Origin of the sequence: Anaerotignum sp. (assembly GCF_040307045.1) — a bacterium.
Lineage (GTDB): Bacteria > Bacillota > Clostridia > Lachnospirales > Anaerotignaceae > Chakrabartyella.
Genome location: NZ_JAWRKF010000003.1, coordinates 19,784 through 41,807 on the forward strand (window position 1 = coordinate 19,784; position 22,024 = coordinate 41,807).

Consider the following 22,024-nt stretch of genomic DNA (forward strand, 5'->3'; position numbering starts at 1 on the left):
GCAGTTTTCCTTGCGGATGTGGCGGAACTGGCAGACGCACCAGACTCAAAATCTGGCGGTAGTGATATCGTGTGGGTTCGAGTCCCACCATCCGCACTAAAGAAAAAGTCAGGTATGAGTGTAACTCACACCTGATTTTTTAATTTTATCCTGATAGCCAAAAAGTTTTTTTAATAAAGAGGAATAAAGCTTGTCTTATACACATAAGTAAGTAGTTGTTAAATAACTAATACCCATGGGGTATGAAAAAATTTACGGAATATGGAAAAATATTGAAAACGTTAAAACACCAATTCTATTTGGCCGTAAGCGTAATTCAGAAAGGTAGCTTTCCTGCTTCAAAATGAAGTCACTACCAAGGTGGTGAAACTGGGGGGTTATTTTAGTATTATGGTGTAATGGCTGGGTTTTTCAAAGGTAGAAACAGAGGTGTCAAAGGTTTTTATAAAAAAATATGAAATAGATGCAGATACCTTTTACATAAAATTTATTTCTAAACGGTTGATTTTTTATGGTTTTAGTACTAATATAACATGAAATATAGTATCTGCCACCGGGTAGAAATGCGAGAAGCATTCCTTTACACATCGTTAGGTCGAAGAAGATGTGTATAAGGATGCTTATTTTTTTGGAGGATTTATGATAAAAACAAGATTAAATATGAATTATTTTTCTAAATGGGAACTTATACTGTGGATTGGTTCTGTTTTCATGACAGCAATTGCTTTTTATCTTTTTGATGGAAAAAACTACTTATCTCTTTTGGCATCGCTAATTGGCGTTACCTCACTGATTTTTAATGCCAAAGGAAATCCTTTTGGTCAATTGCTTACGATTGTGTTTAGTTTAATTTATGGTATCATATCATTTACTTTTGCCTATTATGGAGAGATGCTGACTTATCTGGGAATGACCATGCCCATGGCAGTATTTGCTTTGATTTCTTGGCTAAAAAACCCGTATAACGGTAATAGGGCAGAGGTGAGGGTGAATCGCCTATCTGGAAGAGAATGGGGAGTTTTGTGGATTGTAACCATTGTGGTTACCCTAGGGTTCTATTTTATTTTGGGATATTTTCATACTACAAATATTATTCCAAGTACTATCTCTGTAACAACAAGTTTTGTTGCAGTTTATCTTACTTTCAGAAGAAGTCCTTTTTTTGCTGTGGGATATGCAGTCAATGACGTGGTGCTGATTGTTTTGTGGATTTTGGCAAGCCGAGAAGATGTTTCATATTTGTCTGTTGTTGTTTGCTTTCTAGCTTTCCTTGTTAATGATATTTATGGATTCATCAATTGGCGTAGGATGGAAAGGCGGCAAGCCCAGAATTCGTGAAATCAGAACTTTTTCCAAGCTTGGGCTATAACGTTTCAGTCAAACGAATTAGCACCTAAAAATATGGTTGAAACAAGTGTATTTATGGCGAATTAGGGTGTTGTCTGGGTGCTATAGGTTTACGAATTATCTTTGAGAGAACAACCATGGAAATTTGACTTCTTATTCCATATGTGTTATATTGAAAAAATGAAAAATAAGCAGGGGAGCTTGTGTAACAGGCTGAGAGGAAGTTTTAACTTCGACCCTTAACCTGATTTGGATAATGCCAACGTAGGAAGCACACTGCTATTGATGCAGAAGATACCTAAATTAGGAGTCTTCTGCTTTTTTTAATTTTAATATTAATTTCATATTAAGAAAAGAGGTTGATTATGGGTTATTTAACACAAATGGAAGCTGCAAAAAAAGGAATTATAACACCGCAAATGAAAATTGTGGCAAAGAAAGAGTTAAGAGACGTAGAGTTTATTAGACAAAATGTTGCCGAAGGCAAAATCGTTATCTGTGGGAATAAAAATCACAATTGCATAGACCCCAACGGCATTGGCGCTATGCTGAAAACAAAAATCAATGTAAATCTTGGCGTTTCAAGAGATTGCAAAGATTACGATGTAGAGCTTAGAAAGGTCATGGAAGCGGTAAAAATGGGGGCAGAGGCAATTATGGATCTTTCTTCCCACGGTGATACAACTGGTTTTAGAAGAAAACTAACGGCTGAATGCCCAGCTATGATTGGTACCGTTCCTGTTTATGATTCGGTAATTTATTATCAAAGAGATTTGGCAACGTTGACAGCTAAGGATTTTTTAGATGTGATTAAAAGGCATGCAGAAGATGGCGTGGACTTTGTGACCCTTCACTGCGGTATCACCAGGAAGACCATAGAACAAATCAAATCACATAAGCGTAAAATGAACATTGTTTCAAGGGGCGGCTCCCTTGTGTTTGCTTGGATGAGCATGACAGGCAATGAAAACCCTTTTTTTGAATATTACGATGAAATCTTAGATATCTGTAGGGAATACGACGTTACCATTTCCCTGGGTGATGCTTGCAGGCCAGGTTGCCTTGCTGATGCCGGAGATGTTTGCCAGATTGATGAACTGGTGCGTTTGGGTGAATTGACAAAACGGGCCTGGGCAAAAGATGTACAGGTAATGGTAGAGGGGCCTGGTCATATCCCCTTGGATCAAATTGAGGCAAATATGAAAATTCAGCAAACAATTTGTATGGGTGCACCATTTTATGTTCTTGGTCCCATTGTTACGGATATTGCCCCCGGCTATGATCATATTACTGCTGCAATTGGGGGAGCTGTTGCTGCCATGGCGGGGGCTGCGTTTTTGTGCTATGTTACACCAGCTGAGCATATAGCATTGCCTAATATTGATGATGTAAAGCAGGGGATCATTGCAAGCAAAATTGCGGCTCATGCTGCGGATATAGCCAAACATATCCCCCATGCAAGGGATATAGATGACAAAATGGGTGAAGCAAGGCGTAATTTGGATTGGGAGACTCAATGGGAATGTGCCATTGACCCTGTATTTGCAAAGTCCATAAGAGAGGATAGGACTCCTGAATTTGACGATACCTGCTCTATGTGCGGCAAATTTTGTGCAGTAAGGAGTATGAACAAGGCGCTAAACAACGAGTATATTGATATTTTGTAAGTGGTATACATAATGTAACAATAGTCGGACAGGGTTTGGCGTTTCACTGAAATTTTGATTTATAGCTATTATTTCCAAAGTCATATGTGAGAAATAAACTCATATGTGACTTTTTTCATTTCCACGTGGTATACTAATCCAAACTGAATGTGGAAAAAATTGGTTGGTTTATGGTAATAAGTTATGAGAGGGTGGCTAAATGGATGATAAAGAGTAAAAATTAGATGTACTAGTAAAAATTGCTAGGGTGTTAAATAGTAATGATATAACTTGAGCAGTAGGGGGCTCTTTACTACTTTAATGAACTGATGGGAAGGACAGAGAAGGTTACGATGATAGATAGGGAATGAACATTCAGATCTGGTTCAGCAAGGCCTACTTAGTAGTAGGGATTGAAGTGTGAAAAACCTTGGATAATGGTAAGGGTAAGGTGTTTTGGTGGTGGTTAATGGAACGAGGGTGGGAATAACAACAAAAATTATTTCGCCAGATAATTTACAACAAGCATAAAAAACTAGAATTTCAACGGGGTCAAATGAGCAAAAAAATCAGATGAATCTGAAAGTACAAAGAATCTATTAAATTATAGAAATATTTCATAAACTTCCGTAGGAAAAAAGAATCAAATTTTTATGGTTTATAATACGGTGACACTTAACTAAATGTAGCGGGCTACGGAAAATTTTGTTATAATAATGGGACACTATAAACAAAAATATATGTCGAGATTTAGCCCTTTTTGGGCTTTGGATATTCTAGCAATCGAAAAACCGATTCGTTCAAATATGGGAATAGAGTGGACCTTCTACATTATAGTCAAATGAGGAGGAAGGGAAATTATGCAAAGGAAATATAAGAGCATTAAGCCATTGTACTTTTTCTTTTTTTTTCTTTTACTTGTAGATGCAACGTTTGGAGCTAGTTTTGTTCTAGGAATATTCCGTATTAATTTCATTTCAAATATGTGAGAAAAGTAGGCTTAATATATTGGAGGTTGAATAGATAACTGCTTGCATTATGAAAAAAAGAGTTAGTATGTGGTTGGGGGATTATGACTAGTGGCTGGCATTGAGGTGAGGATACGAAAAGTTGCCATTGGTGGGCAACAGTTTCTATCTTTTCCTATGGCTTAAAGCTCTACCCTCCTAAACTCGTTGGAACTTGAAGGGTTTTCTATCTGCCTTATAAATAGAAGAAAAGCTTTTGCATTCCATTGAGCAATCTTTTGGTGTAATTTGATAGGATGTACAATTGCCGAATATGTAAGGTTTCAAACAGTGTGGGTATTTCATAAGCTACCCACACTGATGACAAAAAACCATGTTGTTCCACTTGCTGCTTATGCATGGAACAAAAACATCAAATATCTTTTTCACAAAGGATGAACATTCATATGTCAAAACTGACTAACCTTGACCAATTTTATTCATCATTGCCTGGAGTATAAGACAGAAAAAAGAGGAGGTCATTGAAATGAATAGTGAAATTTTAAAAACTGCAGGAATTGATCTCGAGAAGGGCGTAGCTCGTTTCCTTGGGGATAGGGAATTATTTGAAAGTATTTTAGATTCTTTTTTGGAAGATGCAACCTTTGCTAGGGGAAAGCAAGCGTTGGAAAAAAAAGATTATAAAGAGTTATACGAATGTATTCATACGCTAAAAGGGGTAGCGGGTAATACAGACCTAACATGGGTATTTTTAAGGGCAGGCAAACTATGTGAGTATTTGCATAAAAATGAAACAATAGATCATGGGGAAGTTGTGTCACTTTTTTTAGATTTGGAAGGAGCATATCATTCTGTTTTGACTGGCATTCTTGCCGCAAAGGAGGTATGATCAATTATGGATTTTGGGGTTATGAAAAAAACAATTTTAATTGCCGATGATGCTAAACCAAATCGTTTGCTGCTTAAAAAGATTTTTGAAAACGAGTACGACATAGAAGAAGCGGATAATGGCTTAGAAACATTAGATAAATTACGCCATAATACAGATATTGCGGTTTTAATTTTGGATATTATGATGCCTAAGATGGATGGCTTTGGAGTACTGGAGGAGATGCAAAAGGACGAATATCTTCGTGGCATCCCAACTGTGGTGATAACTGCAAGCAACGAAGAAGATATTCAAATCAGAGCTTTATCTGGTGGGGCAACGGATGTGTTGACAAAACCCTTTAGCTCCCAGATTATTTTACATCGTATCAAAAACATCATGTCACGTAGAGAAACAGAAAAATTGGCGGAGCAAAATAGGGCATATAAGCGTGAACTGAAATTGATGTATACGGATGAAAAATCAGGACTATATAATAAAAATGCATTTCATCGTCATACCGCTAAAATGCTGGAAAAATACCCCCAAAAAAAATTTGTTTTATTCCGCTGGGATATTGATAATTTTAAGGTGTACAACGACTGGTTTGGAACCGACAAGGGAGATGCTTATTTAAAAAAAGTGGGTGACTTTTTTCGGAAATATGGAGAAAAGAACACAGAAACAATGACTTTTGCTAGGTATGATGCGGATCATTTTGTTTGTTGTCAAGAAGCTGATGTTTTTGAACCAGAAACAATTACAAAAATTATTGATGACTATGTGGCTCAATTAAAAACCTTGGATTTTGAGTATACCCCTCGTGTTGGCATCTATATGATTAATGATCCAACTTTAGATGTCGCCTTAATGTGTGATCGAGCGTTGCTTGCATTGCGCTCCATCAAAGATAGCTATGGCAAGCGCTACGCTTGGTTTGACGACTCCATGCGGGAAGCTTTGATTGAGCAGCAGGAAATTGTAAATGAGATGGAGTTTGCATTAAAAGATGGACAATTTAAAGTCTATCTTCAGCCTCAGTATAATTATGATACAGGTGAGCTCATTGGTGCGGAAGCCTTGGTTCGTTGGCAGCATCCTATAAAGGGCAATATATTGCCGTACAAGTTTATCCCTCTATTTGAAAGAAATGGGTTTATTTCCAAATTGGATGAATACATGTGGGAGCAGGTTTGTATATTGCTAAAAAAATGGCAGGATAGAAATTTGACAGTGGTCCCTATTTCTGTGAATGTTTCAAGGCGGGACATTTATAACCCTCATTTGGTAGGCAATATTTTGGCTTTGCTTAAAAGATATGAACTAAAACCGGATTTATTGCACCTGGAAATAACGGAGAGTGCATATACGCAAAATGCAGAACAGTTGATGAACACAGTGAGCCTACTACGAAGCCATGGTTTAAAAGTACATATGGATGATTTTGGAAGTGGATATTCTTCCTTAAATATGTTACAGAATGTAAGTGTGGATATCCTGAAGTTGGACATGAAGTTTTTGGGAAGCGATTTTAAAGGGGAGCGAAGCGGCAACATTTTAAATGCCGTTGTGCGTATGGCGGCAGCACTAAAACTACCCGTGCTTGCCGAGGGGGTTGAAACAAAAGAACAGGCGGATTTTTTAAGGAGTATTGGGTGTTTGCTCATGCAAGGCTATTTTTTTGACCGCCCAATGCCTGTGAGTGATTTTGAAGAACGATTAACTAGGGCAAAAACCAACTTTGTATTGGAAGATAACTATGTAGAGAGCATTGAGGGATCTGTAGACTTTTTGCACTTTTCTTCACAGTCTATGTTGCTATTTAATAGCCTTGTAGGTGGAGCGGCAGTGGTGGAGTATGATTCACGAAGTCAAGCCTTGACCACACTGAGGATTAACGATCAATTTTTAACGGAAACTGGAACAACCAGAACAGAATATATCAATAGAGGGCAAAGGGTTTTTGATTATTATGAAAACCCAAATAAAGCCCTAGCCATATCTATGCTAGAAGAGTCCATATCAACGGGCCGAGAGGCTTGCTGTGAGGTTGAAGTAAGAACCTCTCAATTAACCAACGAATATCGGTGGCTAAAGTTACGATCACGCCTTCTTGTTTCAAACTCAGATAGGCAAATACTTTATATTGCCGTTAAAAATATTACGGAGAGCAAAAAGAAAGCTGCAGCTGACAAAAAAATGATTCACTGGCTGGTATCGGTTTTGAATGGTGTGCCCCATGGTATTTTAGTGATTCATGGGATTGACTGTATGAGGTTGGTTTACTGTAATGGCAGACTACCACAAATGTTTGGGTATGACCAGGAAGAGTATGAAAGACTTTTTGCAGAAAATCTTTCTTTGTCCATTCACCCAGACGATAGAGAAAAGGTGAAAGAAGGGCTAAGAATGATATTGAAAGAAGAAAAAATGACGCAAGACCTATTCTATCGTCACTATTGTAAAGATGGGCAATGGCGCTGGACAAGCTTTAGGGGAGAAATTTTCATAGGAGAAGAAGGAAACAAATATGTAAGTGGTATGATTATGGAAGAAAAGGAACAGAGAAAAGAGGGTTGATGATTGATATAAAATTAAATAAATGTGCTTCATGGTGAAAAAATAAATGATAAATAAAAAACCGAACATACGCAATTTGCGTTTGCTCGGTTTTTTTGTTTTGTAAAGGTATGTTACTTATCTGTATCCCAGATACATAGAAAGCTTTTCACAGGTACCTCTAAGCTTAGGTAGAACAGCATCAATTTTATTTTGTACCATACGTTCGGATGGGCCACTGATACTGATGCCAGCAACAAGGTTGCCACTGTAATCGTAAACAGGAATAGCTACGCAGATTAAGCCTATATAAAATTCTTCGTTATCAATGGAATAACCATTTTTTGAAATTTTACTAAGTTCAGGAAACATTTTTTCTGCCGTAGTAATGGTGTTGTTGGTAAAGTTTGTTACTTCTGTATGAGTGAAATAATCCTTCACCTCTTGAACGGAAAAGGTGGATAAAAACAACTTTCCAATGGCAGTGCAATAAAGAGGTTCATTCCCACCAATGTTAACATTTGCTCTAATTTTAATGTTTGGCTCTGCTTTGTATAAAATAACGATGCTTTTATGATTCATAATACCAAAATTGATTGTTTCTGAGCACTCATTGCAAAGTTCTTCTAATAAAGGATAGAAGTTGGTGTTATTTAGAGAATGTTGAAAAGGAACGGCACTACCAATATCATAGATACCCCAGCCTAGCTTGTAGGAGGCAGTGGCGTACGCTTTTTCTACAAAGTTATAGGCCAGGAGGGTATCTAAAAGCCTATGGACTGTACTTTTTCCCATATTTAAATATTCACTTAACTCTGCGATGGTGACACCATCGGCAGAAGCATTATTTTTAATATATATTAAAACATCAAGAGCTTTCCCCAGGGTTTGCACAGGGTATTTAGGCTTATAGCTTGAATTTTCTAAATAGTTAGACATGATTGTCACCTCAAAAAAGTTATTACATTAATTATAGATGAAGTTGTCTGTTTTGTAAACATAAACCAAAAAAATATTATAATAAATAGAACGCATTAATAATAAATAGAATATATACCGTTTTATTATATTTTGACCAGTTTGTACCACTTCAAAAAGTAGGAACATGGAAACGAGGAATTAGATGTCCTAAGATTATTTCATTTTAAACGTGATGCAGACCTATAAAATTGATTTTACCATTAGAAAACCCCAATATATGGGTTTGGTTTTTTATTTTCAATGCAGTCATTCTACAAAGAAGGGGTGAGCGAGAGAAATTTTGGCTGAAACTATGTAGAAATATATTGCATTTTTTCATTTTTAACAAATGGCAACGAATTTCTTATCAAAAAATATAGTAAATTTTTTAATAGTTTATTATTGACTTATAGAATTGCGTTCTATATAATGAACTCATAAAAGTTCTAATATTTCAAATATAGTTCTAAATAATAGAATAATGTGGTGTGATAAAAGATAATTCTACCAATCAAGAAAGTGAGGCTAAGAAATGAACAGAGTTACGATTAACGAAGAAATTTGTAAGGAATGTGAATATTGCATTACATTCTGCCCAAAGAAAACAATCTTAAAAAAGAAGGATACCCTTAACAAAAAAGGTTACTATGCCGCCGTTGCAGAAAACTTGGAAGATTGTATTGCCTGTGGGATTTGCGCAACAGTTTGTCCAGAGGCGGCAATTAAGGTTGAAAAAGACGTTTAAAAATAAGGAGGATTAAAATGGCAGAGAAAGTATTTATGCAGGGTAACGAAGCCTTTGCAGAATCAGCAATTAGATCCGGATGTAAATATTTCTTCGGATATCCAATTACGCCTTCCAGCGAAATGCCTGAATATTACGCAAAGAAAGCACCTACCGAAGACTTGGTGTTTGTTCAGGCGGAAACAGAAGTTTCTGCATTCAATATGATTGCAGGGGTTGCTGCCACAGGCAAAAGAGCAATGACGGCTACTTCCGGCCCTGGCTTTAGCCTTGGATGTGAAGCTATGAGTTATATGGCGGCAGCAGGCCTTCCCGCAGTTATCGTTGATGTAATGAGACCGGGCCCTGCCGATGGCGATATTCTTGCAGCTCAGGGGGACTACTTCCAGCTTGTAAAGGGTGGTGGACATGGTGATTATTACACCGTTGTTCTTGCTCCTTACTCCGTTCAGGAAATGGCTGATTTTGCTGGCTTATCTTTTGAGCTGGCAGAAAAATATAGAAACCCAGTTGTTGTAGCCAGTGATGGTATGCTTTCCAAAATGATGGAAAACGTAGAATTGCCTGAAAAGATTGAAGTAAATAATAACTTTGAGTGGGGCATCACCGGTGCAAAGGGCAGAGAGCATAATGTAATCACAACTTGTGCGTTAGGACCTGAACAGTGGGAAAGATTCAATCTGGATCTTCAGGCAAAATTTAATGCCATTGAAGAAAACGAACAGAGATGGGAAGAATATGAAACGGATGATGCGGACATTATTATTGTCGCCTATGGCAGTGTTGCCAGAATTGCTTTGACAGCAATTAAAATTGCAAGGGAAAATGGCATCAAAGTTGGTATGATCAGACCTATTACTTTATGGCCCTTCCCCAAAAAAGCGTTTGTCCAGTATCCGGACAAAGACTATTTTGTGGTTGAGCTTAGCGCAGGCCAGATGGTTGAAGACGTAAAGCTGGCAGTGAAAGATAAAGAAAGAGTAGAATTCTACGGAAGACTTGGTGGTATCACACCGACTCCTCAGGAATTATTTGATAAGATTAAAGAATTGTACATAAAGTAATCGGAGGTGAAAAGATGAAAACAGTATATGAAAGACCTAAAATTCTTACAGATGAATATATGAAGTATTGCGGCGGTTGCGGCCACGGTATTATTAATAAATTAATTGCTGAAATCATTGAAGAGGAAAATTTATCGGAAAAAGCTATTATGGTTTGGCCGATCGGATGCTCAGTTTATGCAGATAGATATTTCAATGTTGACTCTGTTTGTGCATTGCATGGTAGAGCCCCTGCAATGGGCACAGGCATCAAACGTGCCATGGAGGATAACCTTGTTGTTGTTTACCAGGGCGATGGCGATATGGTTTCTGAGGGTATGGCGGAAATTATGCATGCTGGTATCAGAGGTGAGAAATTCACAGTGGTATTTGTAAATAACGCAATCTATGGTATGACAGGTGGTCAGATGGCACCAACCACCTTGATGGAGCAAAGAACAAGCACGTCTCCTCATGGTCGAAACGCAGATAATGCAGGTTTCCCTGTAAATATGGCTGAAATCATTGGTAACTTGCATGGTTGTTATTATAGCGAAAGAGTTGCTGTAAATTCTCCAGCAAATATCAGAAAAACAAAAGAAGCCATTAAAAAAGCTTTCAAATATCAGTTGGATGGCAAAGGCTTAAGCTTTGTTGAGGTTGTTTCTCCTTGTCCTACTGGTTGGGGCGTAAAACCTGTACAGGCGTTGGAATGGATTGGTGAAAATGTGTTGCATCAGTATCCACTTGGCGTTTTCAAAGCACCAAAGGAGGGTGAATAATGAAGAGTGAAATGATTTTTTCCGGAATTGGCGGTCAAGGTACAATTCTCATGGGTAAACTTGTATGTACAGCGGCAGCAGCAAAGGGCTTAAACGTAACTTTAGCACCTGCATATGGCCAGGAAAAAAGAGGCGGTAGAGCAAGCTGTCAGGTTGTTCTTTCTAAAGAAATCGGCTCCCCCGTTATTTCTAAGGCGGACACAATCCTTGTTATGGATGAAGAATCTTTTAAAGATTATGAAAATAAAGTAAAAGCTGGTGGCACCCTAATTATCAATAGTTCTATGATTGGATTGAAAACAGCAAGAACCGATATTCATGTAGTAGAAATGCCTTTTACAGAAATTGCAACAAAGCTCGGCAGTGCTAAGTCTTCCAACATGGTTGCTTTGGGGGCAGTTGTAAAAACTTTGGACATTGTTAGCCTTGACGATGTAAAGGAAGTCCTAAAAAAGAAGATGAAACCTCAGCTGATTGAAGTAAATATGCAGGCTTTGGAAGCAGGCTTTAATTTTACAAAATAAGAAAGTACATAACAGAAAGTAGGAATTTTTCTATGAAAAAAGAAATGATTTTTACCGAAAAGGCTACGAAACCAACTTCTTGGTATACACAGGCCGTAAAACATGGCAATATGGTTTTCCTGGCCGGGGCTTGTGGAGACGACCCGGTTACGGGGGAAATTCTCGGTGATGGTAATATTGCAATCGAATCAAAGGCTGCTTTGGAAAATATCAAACATACCATTGAAGCAGCTGGTGGCACAATGGAAAATATCGTTAAGATGCAGGTTTATGTGAAAGATTTGAGTATGATTCCTGAATTTAACGAGGTTTATAAAACATACTTCCCAAAAAACCCTCCTGCAAGAATTGCTATGGCAGTTAAGGACTTTATGGGCGGTGCAAATTTGGAAATAGATGGAATTGCCATCTTAGATTAATTTGGGGGGCTTACACAATCATTTTATTGTGTATGACACTATAAAAAGTTATTTATTTACAAGGAGGAAATGAATTATGGTAGGTAAAAAGGTTGTACATCACGTTATGATGAGCGCAAAAGATGCTCACTATACTGGAAACTTAGTAAATGGTGCTAGAATCGTTAATCAGTGGGGCGATGTTGGAACAGAATTAATGGTTTATGTTGATGGTGATATTTCCTTATTTTTAGGATACAAAGAAATTGAGTTCACAGCACCTGTATATGTTGGTGACTTCATGGAATACCATGGATGGATTGAAAAAGTTGGGAATCAGTCCTACACCTGTAAATTTGAAGCATGGAAAGTTGCAACTATGGTTGATATCACAAATCCTCAGGATACACGAGCAACAGCTTGCGAACCTCCCGTGTTGTGTGGTAGAGCAACAGGCAGCCTTTTCATCGCAAAAGAAAACCAGAGAGGCCCTCAGGAATCTTCCTTTAAGGATGCAAAACACCCTCAGTAAGAACTGTTTTTTTACCGTTTGCAACATTAGTGTCAACTTACAATAATAAAACTTTAGACATTCGTTTTATATAAGAGAAGTTACTCATTTGAGTAGCTTCTTTTTCATTTCGGTATCAATTTTTTTGTTCCTAAAAATGTATTTTTTCCAATATATTTTATGCTCCTTCGTCATATTTCTCCCGGGTAATATACAAAAAAAAATCCAATTGAAAGGGCTGATTTACTGGAATTTTAGGCATAATAAAACCAAATAGGTTAATCATTGAAAGGGAAAAAATTGGGTTGCTCAAAAGAAATTGACGATATTTGCAAGGTATAAATTACCGCGTTCAGGGGGAGATTTTAATTATCTTCAACTGAAATGGTTTTGCCATTTCTGCTACCAAATTGCTTGATAGGAGTGGGCATAATGGGCTATTATGGAAAGGTAGAAATTAGCGGTATCAACACCTCAAATTTACCAACTTTAAGTGGAGCCGAGGCAAGAGAGCTATTCATTAAATACAGAGAAGGGGACGAATCAGCTAGAGAAAAACTGATTGAAGGAAATTTAAGGCTGGTACTAAGTATCATCAAAAGATTTGAAAATAGAAATGAGAATATGGATGATTTATTTCAGGTGGGCGTGGTTGGTTTAATCAAGGCCATTGATAATTTTGATATAAATATGCAGGTAATGCCATCAACATATTGTTGTCCCATGATCATTGGGGAAATCAGAAGGTATCTAAGGGATAATAATTCAATCAGAGTTAGTCGTTCTTTAAGAGATACTGCATATAAAGCCTTGCAGGCCAAGGAGAGACTGATGGCAGAGCGGGAGAAGGAACCCTCCATTGAAGACATTGCCAGAGAGATGGGAATTTCCCGGGAAAGTGTAGTAACTGCCATGGATGCAATTCAGGATCCAGTTTCACTGTTTGAACCTGTATATCATGATGGTGGAGATACTTTATTTGTTATGGATCAGGTGAGCGATGAAAAAAATGGGGATAAATTTTGGCTAGAAAATTTATCTTTAAGTGAAGCTATGCGCCATCTTTCTGATAGAGAAAAAAGAATTGTATCTTTAAGGTTCTTTGAGGGAAAAACGCAAACGGAAGTAAGTACAGAAATTGGGATTAGTCAAGCCCAGGTAAGTCGCTTAGAAAAAAGTGCATTAAAGCATATGCGAAAATATGTATAAGATAATAGACAAGCCGCTTAAAATCATGTAAAATGGAAGAAAAGTTTTTGGTTTTCTAGTATATTCTTTGACAAGAATTTATTTTTATAAAAGGGTATTGTAAGGAAAATCAGGGCTTCAGGATAGGGAAATAATGGAATCCGTAATATTCAAGATTACAGGGATGCTTGCCCATTGATTTTAGGAGGAAGAAGTAAATGAGAATTTATGCAGAAGATACAGCAGCGGTGTTTATTGACTTTCAGGAAAAATTGGTTCCTGTTATCAGTGATAACGCGGAAATCGTTAGAAAATCAGCAATTTTGGCACAAGGGCTTACAGAATTAGGCGTGCCCTATGGGGTATCTCAACAATATACTAAGGGCTTAGGGGAAACTGTTTCTGAAGTTGCAAGGGTCATGGAATCCTTTCAATATATGGAAAAAAGCACATTTAGCTGTTTTGAATGTGAAGAAATTGCAGCTTGGATTAAAGCACAGGGTAAAAAGACTATTTTGATTTGTGGTGTTGAGGCTCATATCTGTGTATTACAGACAGTTATTGATCTTTTGGCTGCAGATTATCGAGTATTCGTTGTTGCAGATTGTGTTGGTTCCAGAAATCCCTTTGACAAAGAAATAGGTTTGGAAAGAATGAAGGCTGAGGGTGCAGTTTTAACCACCTGTGAAGCTGTACTGTTTGAATTGACTGGTGGTGCAAAATCCCCTCACTTCAAAACAATTTCCAAATTAGTAAAATGATATTCGCTTTGGTTTGAGTTAAAAAGCGGCCGGGCAATGGCCTGGGCCGCTTTTTAACGAACTTTATTCATTATGAGTGAATTTAAGTTCCATCGAGGATTACGTGTTTAAAAAAAATTGTAACGGTGCATAATTTAAAAAGTGGTTTTTATGAAATAGTCCAAATTCCTCCGCCTGATTAGGCGGGGGATATCATTGTTTGCAAGGGATTGAAACTTGCAAAAAAAATTTGTCCAAAATATAATCAGTCTGGTCAAAGAATTCAAAATCAAGCTAGCAAAATAAAGAATTTTATGGAGGCAGGGAGCATGAAAGCAATAGAGCACTTGAAAACGATTACATATCATAGGCATTTGGTTCGACAAAATTGTTTTCGGGTGGGGCTTTACTGGCAAGGGTTAACCCATGACCTTTCTAAATTTTCACCAACAGAATTTTTGGTTGGTGCAAAATATTTTCAGGGTGACCGTAGTCCCAATAATGCAGAAAGAGAGGATAAAGGTTATTCCAGTTCGTGGCTGCATCACAAAGGAAGAAATAAACATCATTTCGAATATTGGATTGATTACAGTAGAAGCAAGGATCGGTTATTGGCGGGAATGAAAATGCCTGTCCGCTTTGTTGTTGAAATGTTTATGGATCGTATTGCTGCCTGTAAAACATATCAAAAAGAAGAATATACTGATGCTAGCCCATGGGAATATCACGTAAAAGGACGACTTGTGCATGAGGTGATGCATAAAGATTCCTTGCGTTTGTTGGAGCATTTGTTAAAAATGTTAGCAGAATGTGGGGAAGATGCCACGTTTGCATATGTAAAAGAGGTTTTAAAGAGAGATAGAAGGCGAGAATTCCGGAGACTATTGAAATTGGTGTAAGAAGGGAGCGATCGGAAAAGTGGAGCAGGAGAAGGTAATCGTTGGGCTTTCCGGTGGAGTAGACAGCACTGTTTGCGCTTATTTATTAAAGCAGCAGGGCTATGATGTAATTGGGGTTACTATGGATTTGTGGCCGGGTGAAAATGGCGATAAGGCTATAAAAGATGCAAAGATGGTAGCAGAAAAGTTAGGTATTCCTCACTATGTGTTGAATTTTAGAGAGGAGTTCAAGGAAAAAGTGGTTGACAATTTTATTGATCGTTACTTTAGAGGGTTAACTCCAAACCCATGTGTGGTGTGCAATCGCTACATAAAAGGAGAAGCGCTTTTGGAAAAAGCCCATGAGCTTGGAGCAGCCCGAATTGCTACAGGGCATTACGCTAGGGTGGAGAAACATCCCATAACAGGCCGCTATGCCATTCGTAATTCTGCCACGGCTGAAAAAGATCAAACATATGCATTGTATCGTTTAACACAGGATCAATTAAAATCCATGATTTTGCCTGTGGGAGAGTATACAAAAGAAGAAGTACGAAAAATTGCTGAACAAATTGATGGTTTTATTGCACAAAAGGGCGATAGTCAAGATATTTGTTTTATCCCGGATGGAGAATATGCTTCATTTATTGTTGGTCAAAGAGGAGACAGTGGGGTAGTAGGGGATTTTGTTGATCAGCAAGGAAATATTCTAGGACAACATAAAGGTGTGATTCATTATACTGTTGGTCAAAGGAAGGGGCTTGGTCTTGCCTTTGGCAAACCCATGTATGTCTATTCTGTAGACTCAAAATTGAATCAGGTTGTTTTATGTGAAAATGAAACCTTATTCCAAACAAAGTTGTGTGCTGGGGAATTGGCTTACATGGCTTTTGACAAGTTTGAGAATGGGATGCGCCTGCAGGCGAAAATACGCTATGGTAATAAGTTGGCTTGGTGTACCGTTAAAATGATTGATGAGGGTACGTTGGAGTGTGTCTTTGATGAACCCCAACGGGCAATTACCCCTGGTCAGTCCTTAGTGTTATATGATGGAGATTATGTAGTTGGTGGCGGAATTATACTTCCTCCTCAAGTTTGAGCATTCGACAAAATTTAATGTTTTTTTCATCTAAAATTCATAAAGATTCACAAAATGTTAAAAGCAAATAAAAGTTCATTGCGGTAGTTTATAGGGTATGTTATGATTACTGTGGCTATTTTGCAGTTGTTAATGTTATATGCTTTTTAATGGAGGAAGAAATGGATTACGCGAATATAATCATCCCGTTTATTGGTGGGCTCGCCATGTTTATCTTTGGCATGAACTACATGGCACAGGGTTTACAAAATGCAGCAGGCACAAAAATGAAGTCAATCCTTGAAGCGCTAACGCAAAATAAAGTAATGGGAGTTGCTTTGGGTGCCTTGGTTACAGCTATTGTGCAAAGCTCATCGGCAACAACCGTTATGATTGTTGGTTTTGTAAATGCAGGTTTGATGAATTTAGGACAAGCAATGAGCGTTATTATGGGTGCCAACATCGGTACCACTGCAACGGGCTGGCTTGTTTCCAGTTCTGAATGGGCAAAGATGCTTAGCCCTACAACGATTGCACCTTTGGCCGTCATGGCTGGTGTTATACTACAAATTACCGGTAAAAAGATGAAGCACAAAGAAGTAGCTTCTATTATTATTGGGTTTGGTATTTTGTTTATTGGTATGCAAATGATGTCTGATAGTGTTTCACCTTTGCGAGATTCTCAGGTATTTAAAGATGCCTTTGTAATGCTTGGTCAGAATCCAATGCTAGGTATTTTGGCTGGTGCCGCTGTAACTGCAATTATTCAAAGCTCCTCAGCAGCCCAAGGTATTCTGCTTTCCCTTGCTGCTACAGGCTTAGTGCCATTTAATGCTGCCGTTTTTATCATCATGGGACAGAATATCGGTACTTGCGTTACTGCGTTGTTAAGTGGTATTGGTGCAGGTAAAAATGCAAAGTGCGTTGGTTATATGCATTTGATGTTTAATATTATTGGTACTATTGTATTTAGTGTTTTTGCAATGGTATTTTTCTCTTCAATTAATCCTGAAGTTGGTGGAGGTATTATTTCTCAGACACAAATCAGTGCCATCCATACGGCTTTCAATATTGGTACAACTTTATTACTGTTCCCATTCTCCAAGTGGATTATTCGTGTGGCTATGCGCCTTAATGGTGTTGAAGAAAGCACAGGGGCGGATGAAGGCCAGCTCCTCCACCTAGACAAGCGTATGTTGCAAACCCCAAGTGTGGCTGTAGAAGGTGCAAAACAGGAAACCATCCGTTTGGGACATATCGCAAGGGAGAATTTAGCTTGTGCTTTAGAAGCCCTTCACGATAAATCTCGAGAGAAAATCGATGAAGTAAGACAGAGAGAGTCAGTGGTAGATAGAGTATGTGATGGTATTTCTGAATATCTCATAAAACTTTGCACCCTGCAAATCAGCGATCGAGAAAATCAGATTGTAACTTCTTTGCTTAACACAATTAGCGATATGGAGCGTGTGGGAGACCATGCGGAAAATATAGCTGAGTTGGCCGAAGAAATGTCTAATGAAGATTTGGCATTTTCTCATAATGCCATTGAAGAGTTAGATGAAATGATTCGTGCTGCTCTTAGTAGTTATGATAATGCCTTGAAGGCATTGGAAAACGGTGATGTTGCATCTGCAGCAAAAACAGCCGTTTACGAGGAAAAGGTGGATGAGTTGGAGAAGAAACTTCGTGCTGGTCATATAGATAGACTTTCAAACGCGGAGTGTAATGTGAATGCAGGCATTCATTATTTGGAAGTTCTTGCAAACTTGGAACGAATTTCTGACCATGCTATGAATATCTCTCAGGTAGTTTTGAATGAGCACAGATATGATAGAAGAATGAGTGAAGAGATGGCAACACAGGGCTAAAATGATTAAGGCATCCCTTAGGGGGTGCTTTTTTTATATGCTTTTATTTCAATTGGGAACTAAAAAAGTATAAAAAAGCAAGGAGGAAAAAAGCAAGGAATAATGCAAAAAATGACTGTATTAATTTTTATTCCTTTAGAGAGGAGAACAAAAATTTAGATGTAATCTCCTTTTGTGAAAGTTGTGTATAAAGTATACTAATGACTACTTTCTTTTCATATAACGAAAGACAAATGTACATTTTGAGAAATTTGGCTATATAAATATACCCAAAGAGGGAAAAAGAGCAAACCATAATTAGAGAAACAACACAAAATTAGAATGAAGCTAGTATTTGATAAATGGCTAAAATTTAGTTTATTATGCACAAAATATATTGTTAAAATTTATTCAAAACGCCCAAAAAAATTAATATTTAGTATTGACATTCTTTTTTTTAGATGCTACACTGCGTAAGGTAAAGCAAAGGCGCTGGGGAAAATAACCCCAGTGCCTTTTTCGTTAAAATAAAAAAGGAGGTAATGTAAATGGATGCTTTAGAATTGTTTGAACAGGTGTCGTCCGATTTATTTGGAATTTGGTTCTTAATGGGCGCGGTATTGGTGTTTTTTATGCAAGCAGGCTTTGCTATGGTGGAGGTTGGTTTTACCAGAGCAAAAAATGCAGGAAACATCATTATGAAGAACCTAATGGATTTTTGCGTGGGTACAGTGGTGTTTTTATTTCTTGGCTTTAACCTTATGATGGCTGAGGATATGCTGTTCGGACTTATCGGTATTCCTAATTTTAGTATTTTTACTGACTTTGCAAGTTTTCCTTGGTCTTCCTTTATTTTTAACTTAGTTTTTTGTGCAACCGCTGCAACAATTGTTTCAGGGGCAATGGCAGAAAGAACAAAATTTAGCTCCTATCTGATGTATAGCGGGGTAATCAGTTGTATTGTTTATCCTATAGAGGCAGGGTGGATTTGGAACAGCAACGGTTGGTTATATCAGATGGGCTTCATTGACTTTGCTGGTTCTGCTGCAATCCATATGGTTGGTGGTATCGCCGCTTTTATCGGTGCCAAAATGCTAGGTCCTCGTATTGGAAAATATACCAAAGGGAAGGATGGAAAACTGACACCCAGAGCTATACCCGGTCATTCCTTAACATTAGGTGCATTAGGGGTATTCATTTTATGGTTTGGTTGGTATGGCTTCAATGGAGCTGCTGCTGGGGAAGTAAGTCAGTTGGCTCAAATATTTAGTACAACTACCATCGCAGCAGGCTTTGCAACCGTATCAACAATGACCTTTACTTGGTTGAAAAATGGAAAGCCTGATGTTTCTATGACACTAAATGGCTCCTTGGCTGGTTTGGTTGCCATTACCGCACCTTGTGCAAACGTGGATGCTGTAGGTGCAATTATCATTGGTATCGTTGCTGGTTTTTTGGTAGTAGTTGTGGTTGAACTGTTGGATTTAAAACTACATATTGACGATCCCGTTGGTGCTGTTGCAGTTCATGGTGCAAATGGTATTTGGGGAACCTTAGCAGTTGGTTTTTTTAACATTTATGAAAGCGATGTTGTTTCAAAAGGGTTGTTCTATGGGGGTGGCACACAGCAGTTGATGGTGCAAATGGTTGGTATTTTCACCGTTGGAGCTTGGACTGTTGTGACAATGTATATCGTTTTTACAGTAATTAAGAAGGTGAATGGCTTGAGAGTTTCTGCGGCCGATGAAATTGAAGGTTTAGACTCCAGTGAGCATGGACTTGCAAGCAGCTATGCGGACTTTATGCCAGTTACAAATACCTATGGCGGTTTCGTTGGTAGTGCACCTTCCAATGAATTAATCAGTGAAAGAGTATCTATACCTATGGATGAGGGAATCCCTGTTCAATATCACTCTGCTGAGGGCGCAACTGGAAGTGGAAAAATTTCCAAGGTAACTATAATTACCCGCCAAAGTAAGTTTGAGGAATTGAAAGTTGCTATGAATGAGATTGAAGTGACAGGCATGACAGTGATTCATGTGGTGGGATGTGGCTTACAGAAGGGAAGCAATCAGTACTATCGTGGTGTTCCTGTGGAAATCAACTTGCTGCCAAAGATTCAAGTGGATATCGTTGTAACCAAAGTCCCTGTGGGAAAGGTTGTGGAGGCAGCAAAGAAAGCCCTGTATACTGGTAATATTGGTGATGGTAAAATCTTCATTTACAATGTTGAGGACGTTATTAAAATTAGAACAGGGGAAACAGGTTATGATGCCATGCAGGGAGATGAATAAAAAATTTAAAAGTTGAAAAGCCGTTGAAGATATCCTTAATTGGTAATTTCGTTTGAGAGGTGCCGCCGGTAAATTTAAACCGACGGCATTTTTTTCGTGTTCCTGTATTTTTGAGTTGTAGCAAAGGGTTTTAAAGATGTGATATAATAGGAAAAACTAAGTAGAGAATGTGAAAATGCAGATGAATCATTTGTATGAAATCAATTTTAAAGCTATAGTATTCATTGAACATACATCCATTAAGACGAGAAATATTTAGCCTAGGCATGGAAAAAAAAGGATATTAAAGATATAAAACAGACAAAAAACAAGCCTCCGCAAACAAAGAATGTTTGATGGAGGCTTATCTTAGTTTTTTTTGGTCTCTGTGGTTTTGATAGCAGTAAGACAACCTGGATTTATGGTGATTAATGCGTTAGGGTTACAGTTTTTGTTATAGAATCCCAGTTTACTTGTTCCATTGGAATATCCATAATCTTCATCCAATCTCTTAAAGAAACAAACATTCTGCCATGGGCTACTTCAGCCGCTGTTGCCAAATCTACGGGATTTCCAGCTTTGGTCATTTTTTCTTTGTTTGCAATAATAGTAAAGTGTTTGCCGTTATAAGAAATGGTTGCTGTCTTGGTTGGGGAGTCCCATTTGATATCTACATTAGGGTCAGAGATATCAAGCAAAGCTCTTAATGGCAACATGGTGTAGCCATTGCTGATATAAGGCTCTACATCAGCGGTGTAAGCAACTGTGCCATTTTTTAGAATATTTTTATTGCCAATAGAAATTGTGTATGTATTTTTCACATCCTCTTCCTTTGGCTTATCTTCAGGGGTTTCCGTTTCTGGCTTTTCGGTTTCGGGTTTCTCAGTTTCAGGTTTTTTGGGATCAGCCTTTGACAAAGTAATGATTTCTTCATCTTTGTCATGGGTTTCTTTATAATCAAAAGTGATTGAGTCTGGATCCACATTGTTTTTGGTTACAACATATACCGCATCATCATTTAAATCATCAGGAAAGCTAAGTTTTGCTTTTTCTGTAACTGAAACAGCTACTTTGTTTGCCTTTAGGTTATAGATATAAATTGCGTGCTTGGGAGAGTCCACATTGATGTCAACTTCATCTTCAATAGATAAAACACCTCCGTTTACATAAATAGCACTTGCACCCATGCTCTCCAGAGTTAATTTTAATTTACCGTTGCCAGCAATGGTAAAATCTCCATTAGCATAAATGCCGTTACAGTGATAAGAGTTTGTGGTGATTTCGTTATTTTTCCCTTCTAACCAAAGGGTGCTGTCCTCAGGGAGTAGGATTGCTGCGCTTTTTTCACGTACACCCACTGCAACCGTGCCTTTAAAGTCCTTTAGGGTTAAGATTTTATCGCTAGCATCCCAATCCCAATTATCACCTTGTTGATCTGTTTTTACCTCTCTAAAATCCATTGCCATTAGGCTGATTTCTGTTTTGCCATCTTTCGCAAAAGCAGTGATAGGTAAAATCCCCACAATTGTGGTGCATGCTAAAAGAAACGAGATTAGTTTTTTCTTCATTTTTATACCTCCTTAAGTTTTATATATTTTACATGAAAAGCTAAGAATTGAAAACCTTATTTTCATTTGACGTGCAAATATTGGAAAAGTTCCATTAAAGT

General features: G+C 37.9%; 18 protein-coding genes, 1 tRNA gene and 1 riboswitch. Of the genes, 17 read left to right on the forward strand and 2 right to left on the reverse strand.

Translation table 11 applies throughout. The features are described from left to right. Positions 1–12 precede the first annotated feature (12 nt). The 5 genes from ABVZ64_RS01985 (at position 13) to ABVZ64_RS02005 (ending at position 7,409) form a co-directional block, all read left to right on the forward strand. Positions 13–96: transfer RNA gene (locus tag ABVZ64_RS01985), tRNA-Leu, on the forward strand. 543 nt (positions 97–639) lie between these two features. After that, positions 640–1,338, forward strand: coding sequence for a nicotinamide riboside transporter PnuC (pnuC, locus tag ABVZ64_RS01990; protein ID WP_352399391.1), 699 nt, complete (start codon positions 640–642; stop codon positions 1,336–1,338). Between the two features lie 192 nt (positions 1,339–1,530). After that, a riboswitch (TPP riboswitch) is annotated at positions 1,531–1,635 on the forward strand. Between the two features lie 74 nt (positions 1,636–1,709). Next, positions 1,710–3,014, forward strand: a complete 1,305-nt coding sequence (gene thiC, locus ABVZ64_RS01995) for a phosphomethylpyrimidine synthase ThiC (RefSeq protein ID WP_352399430.1) — start codon at positions 1,710–1,712, stop codon at positions 3,012–3,014. A 1,473-nt stretch (positions 3,015–4,487) separates the two neighbouring features. Then, the gene (locus tag ABVZ64_RS02000) at positions 4,488–4,850 is read left to right on the forward strand and encodes an Hpt domain-containing protein (protein ID WP_352399392.1); all 363 of its coding nucleotides are present in this window, start codon (positions 4,488–4,490) and stop codon (positions 4,848–4,850) included. 6 nt (positions 4,851–4,856) lie between these two features. Beyond that, positions 4,857–7,409: an EAL domain-containing protein gene (locus ABVZ64_RS02005; RefSeq protein ID WP_352399393.1), complete on the forward strand. Its 2,553-nt coding sequence runs from the start codon at positions 4,857–4,859 to the stop codon at positions 7,407–7,409. A gap of 117 nt (positions 7,410–7,526) precedes the next feature. Here the strand turns inward: ABVZ64_RS02005 and ABVZ64_RS02010 are convergent, their stop codons facing one another. Then, positions 7,527–8,327 (reverse strand): IclR family transcriptional regulator, encoded by an 801-nt coding sequence (locus tag ABVZ64_RS02010; RefSeq protein ID WP_352399394.1) that lies wholly within the window; start codon positions 8,325–8,327, stop codon positions 7,527–7,529. A gap of 553 nt (positions 8,328–8,880) precedes the next feature. Between ABVZ64_RS02010 and ABVZ64_RS02015 the strand changes: the two genes are divergently transcribed. The 12 genes from ABVZ64_RS02015 (at position 8,881) to ABVZ64_RS02070 (ending at position 20,376) form a co-directional block, all read left to right on the forward strand. Next, positions 8,881–9,093, forward strand: coding sequence for a 4Fe-4S dicluster domain-containing protein (locus tag ABVZ64_RS02015; protein WP_352399395.1), 213 nt, complete (start codon positions 8,881–8,883; stop codon positions 9,091–9,093). A gap of 17 nt (positions 9,094–9,110) precedes the next feature. After that, a complete protein-coding gene (gene vorB / locus ABVZ64_RS02020) occupies positions 9,111–10,157 on the forward strand; it encodes a 3-methyl-2-oxobutanoate dehydrogenase subunit VorB (protein ID WP_352399396.1) in 1,047 nt (348 codons plus the stop codon). A gap of 14 nt (positions 10,158–10,171) precedes the next feature. Beyond that, positions 10,172–10,918 carry a thiamine pyrophosphate-dependent enzyme gene (locus tag ABVZ64_RS02025; RefSeq protein WP_352399397.1) on the forward strand — a complete coding sequence of 249 codons (747 nt, stop codon included), beginning with the start codon at positions 10,172–10,174 and terminating at the stop codon, positions 10,916–10,918. Next, positions 10,918–11,442, forward strand: coding sequence for a 2-oxoacid:ferredoxin oxidoreductase subunit gamma family protein (locus ABVZ64_RS02030; RefSeq protein ID WP_352399398.1), 525 nt, complete (start codon positions 10,918–10,920; stop codon positions 11,440–11,442). Before ABVZ64_RS02025 ends, ABVZ64_RS02030 begins: the two co-directional genes overlap by 1 nt. Positions 11,443–11,474: 32 nt before the next feature. Then, positions 11,475–11,861, forward strand: coding sequence for a RidA family protein (locus ABVZ64_RS02035; protein ID WP_352399399.1), 387 nt, complete (start codon positions 11,475–11,477; stop codon positions 11,859–11,861). A 76-nt stretch (positions 11,862–11,937) separates the two neighbouring features. Beyond that, positions 11,938–12,372, forward strand: coding sequence for a hotdog fold domain-containing protein (locus ABVZ64_RS02040; RefSeq protein ID WP_352399400.1), 435 nt, complete (start codon positions 11,938–11,940; stop codon positions 12,370–12,372). Between the two features lie 411 nt (positions 12,373–12,783). Next, positions 12,784–13,560, forward strand: a complete 777-nt coding sequence (sigG, locus tag ABVZ64_RS02045) for an RNA polymerase sporulation sigma factor SigG (RefSeq protein ID WP_352399401.1) — start codon at positions 12,784–12,786, stop codon at positions 13,558–13,560. A gap of 197 nt (positions 13,561–13,757) precedes the next feature. After that, positions 13,758–14,300, forward strand: coding sequence for a hydrolase (locus ABVZ64_RS02050; protein ID WP_352399402.1), 543 nt, complete (start codon positions 13,758–13,760; stop codon positions 14,298–14,300). A gap of 308 nt (positions 14,301–14,608) precedes the next feature. Then, positions 14,609–15,178, forward strand: coding sequence for a DUF5662 family protein (locus ABVZ64_RS02055; protein WP_352399403.1), 570 nt, complete (start codon positions 14,609–14,611; stop codon positions 15,176–15,178). Positions 15,179–15,197: 19 nt separating this feature from the next. Continuing rightward, positions 15,198–16,256 (forward strand): tRNA 2-thiouridine(34) synthase MnmA, encoded by a 1,059-nt coding sequence (gene mnmA, locus ABVZ64_RS02060; RefSeq protein ID WP_352399404.1) that lies wholly within the window; start codon positions 15,198–15,200, stop codon positions 16,254–16,256. Positions 16,257–16,417: 161 nt separating this feature from the next. After that, complete coding sequence (locus tag ABVZ64_RS02065; protein ID WP_352399405.1) at positions 16,418–18,103, forward strand: Na/Pi cotransporter family protein; 1,686 nt, start codon at positions 16,418–16,420, stop codon at positions 18,101–18,103. Between the two features lie 527 nt (positions 18,104–18,630). Next, entirely contained in the window at positions 18,631–20,376 is a 1,746-nt protein-coding gene (locus ABVZ64_RS02070; RefSeq protein ID WP_352399406.1) for an ammonium transporter, read from the forward strand. Positions 20,377–20,783: 407 nt separating this feature from the next. Here ABVZ64_RS02070 and ABVZ64_RS02075 read toward each other — a convergent pair whose 3' ends face one another. Next, the gene (locus ABVZ64_RS02075) at positions 20,784–21,923 is read right to left on the reverse strand and encodes a copper amine oxidase N-terminal domain-containing protein (protein ID WP_352399407.1); all 1,140 of its coding nucleotides are present in this window, start codon (positions 21,921–21,923) and stop codon (positions 20,784–20,786) included. Positions 21,924–22,024: the final 101 nt, after the last annotated feature.

Excerpts from the sequence above, each read along its gene's own strand:
- vorB (WP_352399396.1), top strand. The coding sequence starts at position 9,111 with ATGGCAGAGAAAGTATTTATGCAGGGTAACGAAGCCTTTGCAGAATCA.
- ABVZ64_RS02035 (WP_352399399.1), top strand. The coding sequence starts at position 11,475 with ATGAAAAAAGAAATGATTTTTACCGAAAAGGCTACGAAACCAACTTCT.
- ABVZ64_RS02050 (WP_352399402.1), top strand. The coding sequence starts at position 13,758 with ATGAGAATTTATGCAGAAGATACAGCAGCGGTGTTTATTGACTTTCAG.
- ABVZ64_RS02005 (WP_352399393.1), top strand. The coding sequence starts at position 4,857 with ATGGATTTTGGGGTTATGAAAAAAACAATTTTAATTGCCGATGATGCT.
- ABVZ64_RS02055 (WP_352399403.1), top strand. The coding sequence starts at position 14,609 with ATGAAAGCAATAGAGCACTTGAAAACGATTACATATCATAGGCATTTG.
- ABVZ64_RS02010 (WP_352399394.1), bottom strand. The coding sequence starts at position 8,327 with ATGTCTAACTATTTAGAAAATTCAAGCTATAAGCCTAAATACCCTGTG.
- ABVZ64_RS02065 (WP_352399405.1), top strand. The coding sequence starts at position 16,418 with ATGGATTACGCGAATATAATCATCCCGTTTATTGGTGGGCTCGCCATG.
- ABVZ64_RS02015 (WP_352399395.1), top strand. The coding sequence starts at position 8,881 with ATGAACAGAGTTACGATTAACGAAGAAATTTGTAAGGAATGTGAATAT.
- sigG (WP_352399401.1), top strand. The coding sequence starts at position 12,784 with ATGGGCTATTATGGAAAGGTAGAAATTAGCGGTATCAACACCTCAAAT.
- ABVZ64_RS02075 (WP_352399407.1), bottom strand. The coding sequence starts at position 21,923 with ATGAAGAAAAAACTAATCTCGTTTCTTTTAGCATGCACCACAATTGTG.
- ABVZ64_RS02030 (WP_352399398.1), top strand. The coding sequence starts at position 10,918 with ATGAAGAGTGAAATGATTTTTTCCGGAATTGGCGGTCAAGGTACAATT.
- ABVZ64_RS02025 (WP_352399397.1), top strand. The coding sequence starts at position 10,172 with ATGAAAACAGTATATGAAAGACCTAAAATTCTTACAGATGAATATATG.
- pnuC (WP_352399391.1), top strand. The coding sequence starts at position 640 with ATGATAAAAACAAGATTAAATATGAATTATTTTTCTAAATGGGAACTT.
- ABVZ64_RS02040 (WP_352399400.1), top strand. The coding sequence starts at position 11,938 with ATGGTAGGTAAAAAGGTTGTACATCACGTTATGATGAGCGCAAAAGAT.
- ABVZ64_RS02070 (WP_352399406.1), top strand. The coding sequence starts at position 18,631 with ATGGATGCTTTAGAATTGTTTGAACAGGTGTCGTCCGATTTATTTGGA.
- ABVZ64_RS02000 (WP_352399392.1), top strand. The coding sequence starts at position 4,488 with ATGAATAGTGAAATTTTAAAAACTGCAGGAATTGATCTCGAGAAGGGC.